Below are 3,474 nucleotides of genomic sequence, written 5' to 3'. Positions count from 1 at the left end.
TGTTCTTGGAGAGTGAGATCAGCGACTGGAACCCCCCACCCCCCCCACCCCCACCCCCCCCCCCCTCCCCCCCCTCCCCCCCCCCCCCCCCCCCCCCCCCGCTCCTACAGGAAAGCGTCACCTGAATAACAAAAGGATCGACCCATGGACCACGTCAATCACATCCTGATCGTCGACGATGACCGCGAAATTCGTGAGCTCGTCGGCAACTACCTGAAGAAAAACGGCCTGCGCACCACCGTGGTCGCCGACGGCCGGCAAATGCGCAGCTTTCTGGAGGCCAATCAGGTCGACCTGATCGTGCTGGACATCATGCTGCCTGGCGACGACGGCCTGGTGCTGTGCCGCGAATTACGCTCGGGCAAGCACAAAGCCACGCCGATCCTGATGCTCACCGCGCGCAACGACGAAACCGACCGCATCCTCGGCCTGGAAATGGGCGCCGACGACTACCTGACCAAACCCTTCGCCGCCCGTGAACTCTTGGCGCGCATCAACGCCGTGCTGCGCCGTACCCGGATGCTACCGCCCAACCTGCTGATCACCGAGAGCGGGCGCATGCTCGGTTTCGGCCGCTGGCGCCTGGACACCACCGCCCGGCATTTGCTGGACGAAGACGACACCCTGGTGGCCCTCAGCGGCGCCGAATACCGCTTGCTGCGGGTGTTCCTCGATCACCCGCAACGGGTGCTCAGCCGCGACCAGTTGCTCAACCTGACCCAGGGCCGCGACGCCGACCTGTTCGACCGCTCCATCGACCTGCTGGTGAGCCGCCTGCGCCAACGGTTGAAGGATGACTCCCGGGAATCCACCTACATCAAGACCGTGCGCAGTGAGGGTTATGTTTTCTCCTACCCGGTTCAAATGCTGGAGGAATGAGCCTTCCTCCGACAGATGTGTATCAGTCTGTATAAAAACCCCGTTGCGATACGCAAACGCCGATTTCGCGTCATTGCGGCACACATCGGCGATACACCCCGGCGTTTAACTGTGACCACCCGCTAGCACGCGCTACGGACCTCTCACTACTTAAACGCACGGAGAATCAACCATGTTCAACTTCTCGAAAGTTTCGTCCCTGGCACTCGGCCTGGCTCTGGTGGGCGGTCTTGGCCTGTCGAACCTGGCCTCGGCCAACACCGCGAGTGTTGCGGCGCCGACTTCCACCCAAGCGCTGTTGGCAGAAGGTGGCTCGGATCGCTTGCAACAAAATCGCGTGGCTGAAGGCGGTGCCGATCGTTTGCAAGAACTTCGTGAGCGCGTGGCCGAAGGTGGTGCGGATCGCCTGCAAGAGCTGCGTGAGCGCGGCGGTGTGACCGTCGCCGAAAACCGCGCCGAATTCGGTTCGAAATATCAACGTTACTGATCGCGTCCGCCCCCACAACATGGAACCCCTGTGGGAGCGAGCCTGCTCGCGAAGAGGGAGTGTCAGCCACATTTGAGTAGCCTGACACACCGCATTCGCGAGCAGGCTTAACAGAATCAACGTACTCGATAACAACTATGCGCAAGGGTGTTTTCTCATCGCCGCGCTCCAGCACTACAGTGGCCCCATCTTCTTCCCACGCTCTGGAGCACCATCATGAAAAGCATCATCGGTCTCGGTTTCGCCCTTTCGGTTCTTGGCGCCACCTCCGCCATCGCCGCCCCACATGCCACCTTGCCCATCGTCGCGACTACGCACGTCAGCCAACCGGCCACGCTGAACGTGAATACCGTCAGCATCGACCGCCAGGACAGCCAGAAAGCGAAACTCTACGTCGCGGAAAACCGTCCTGAGTTCGGTTCCAAGTATCAGCGCTATTGATCAGCCACTTTGAGCTTCATCTTTGTAGGAGCAAGCTTGCTCGCGATGGACGTCAACGATAACGCGGTGTGTCTGGATGATCGCGTTGTCCTGACGCTTATCGCGAGCAAGCTCGCTCCTACAGGTAGCCCTCAACCAACCGCGCGGCGAGAGCCTTGGCCTGACTCGCCACATCGGTCACCGCCGTACTCTCCCACCACATCCCCCGCAACGGCGGCCCCATGGCAAACAGCCGTTCACTCGCCCGCCCCTCCGCAGCCAGCACCGCCCCATCCACCTCGGCGGCGATCCCCAGCGCCAACGGTCCCGGTTTGATCAACCCACGCGCCAGCAACTGTTGCGGCAGCGGTCGCGCCACCCGGCGCCAGTCGTACTCGATACCGCTGGAGTTGATCAACGCCGCGCCACTGACGACAACCGTTTGGGCTTCGCCCCGACGACGAATGCGAATGCTCACCGCGCCGCCCGAAGCAGACTCAAGCCCTTTGAATGACGCGGCCTGAATCCGCAACCGCCCTTCTTCATGCAAGCGCGCTACCAGTTCGGCGCTCAACGGCGGCGAGCGATGGTGATGGCTTTCCCACCACGGTCGCACATGCCGTACGAACTGGCGACGCTGCACATCGCTGGCTTGGTTCCACAAGCGACCGATATGAGCGCGCACGGTGTCCAGCGGCGCCTGCCAGTCGATGCCCTGCGCGATGGCCTCGCGGCAATGCCGGCGCAGTTCGCGCACTAACTGTCGAGGCGTGCGAATACCGTGGTCCTCGGCGAGGAAGTCCACCCAGGTCGGTGGTTGGCGCCGTACATGGGGCAACAGTCCATGCCGGGAAAACACTTCGATCGGCCCGCGATGCCCGGCCTGTTCCAACGACACCACGGCATCGACCATGGTCAGGCCGGAGCCGATGATCAGCACCGTCGACTGTGGATCGAGCTGCTGCATGGCGGCCACGTCCCATGGATCGAGGGCTGCGGCGTTCAAACCACTGGATTCGGTCTGCGGCGTGCGTGCGGCGGGGAACATGCCGGTGGCGAGCACGGCAAAGGCCCCCTGCAAACGCTGGCCGTCGCTCAAGGTCAAGCGCACCGAATCGGCAGCGGTTTGAAGGTCCACCACCTCGGCCCGCACATGCTCGACTGTCGAACCATTCAACGCCCCCACCGCTTGCGCCTCGCTCAGACGCTGCTGCACGTACAGTCCGAAAATGCCCCGTGGCGGGAACAGCTCGCTGACCGGCACATGCTGCTCGTCCGATTCCGGCCAGCCGCCGCCGGCGATGAATGCGGTCAGCCATTGGGTCAGGTCGTCGGCGTTGTCCGGGTCGACGCTCATGCGCGCCGCATTGCCGTTGAGCGTGTGCCCCAGCTCCACGGCGCTATAGGCCTCGCCCCGGCCAAGTTCGGTGCGGGGTTCGATCACCAACACCTGGCGGCGGCCCGGCAGGCGCAGCAATTGCGCCGCCAGCATCGTGCCGCTCAAACCACCGCCGACGATCAGGATGTCCGCGTGCCGGATGGCATCGGTGGCCTGTCCGTTGTGGATTTCACTCATGCCGTTCTCACTGATTCCCAATAGAAGTCACTGCCATGACGATAATAGGCACCAAAACCTGGAAAGTTCATTCAGTAGTACCAAAGTAGGAAGTGGTCTGTGGGAGCGGGGG

Annotated in this window: 4 protein-coding genes; 3 read left to right on the top strand and 1 reads right to left on the bottom strand. The window is 62.8% G+C overall.

Going from position 1 to position 3,474, the window contains the following annotated elements; all coding sequences use genetic code 11:
- The first annotated feature begins 144 nt into the window (after nt 1–144).
- From ACSFE6_RS31220 to ACSFE6_RS31210, 3 genes are all read left to right on the top strand, one after another.
- Nucleotides 145–879, top strand: coding sequence for a response regulator (locus tag ACSFE6_RS31220; RefSeq protein ID WP_435431219.1), 735 nt, complete (start codon nt 145–147; stop codon nt 877–879).
- A 172-nt stretch (nt 880–1,051) separates the two neighbouring features.
- Complete coding sequence (locus tag ACSFE6_RS31215) at nt 1,052–1,366, top strand: phage infection protein (protein ID WP_435431218.1); 315 nt, start codon at nt 1,052–1,054, stop codon at nt 1,364–1,366.
- 216 nt (nt 1,367–1,582) lie between these two features.
- Nucleotides 1,583–1,807: a hypothetical protein gene (locus ACSFE6_RS31210; protein WP_435431217.1), complete on the top strand. Its 225-nt coding sequence runs from the start codon at nt 1,583–1,585 to the stop codon at nt 1,805–1,807.
- Between the two features lie 118 nt (nt 1,808–1,925).
- Here the strand turns inward: ACSFE6_RS31210 and ACSFE6_RS31205 are convergent, their stop codons facing one another.
- Entirely contained in the window at nt 1,926–3,362 is a 1,437-nt protein-coding gene (locus tag ACSFE6_RS31205; RefSeq protein ID WP_435431216.1) for an FAD/NAD(P)-binding protein, read from the bottom strand.
- Nucleotides 3,363–3,474 lie beyond the last annotated feature (112 nt).

It is taken from the genome of Pseudomonas baetica (assembly GCF_051216495.1).
GTDB classification, from domain to species: Bacteria; Pseudomonadota; Gammaproteobacteria; order Pseudomonadales; family Pseudomonadaceae; genus Aquipseudomonas; species Aquipseudomonas baetica_B.
This window is presented reverse-complemented; position numbering and strand designations above follow the sequence as displayed.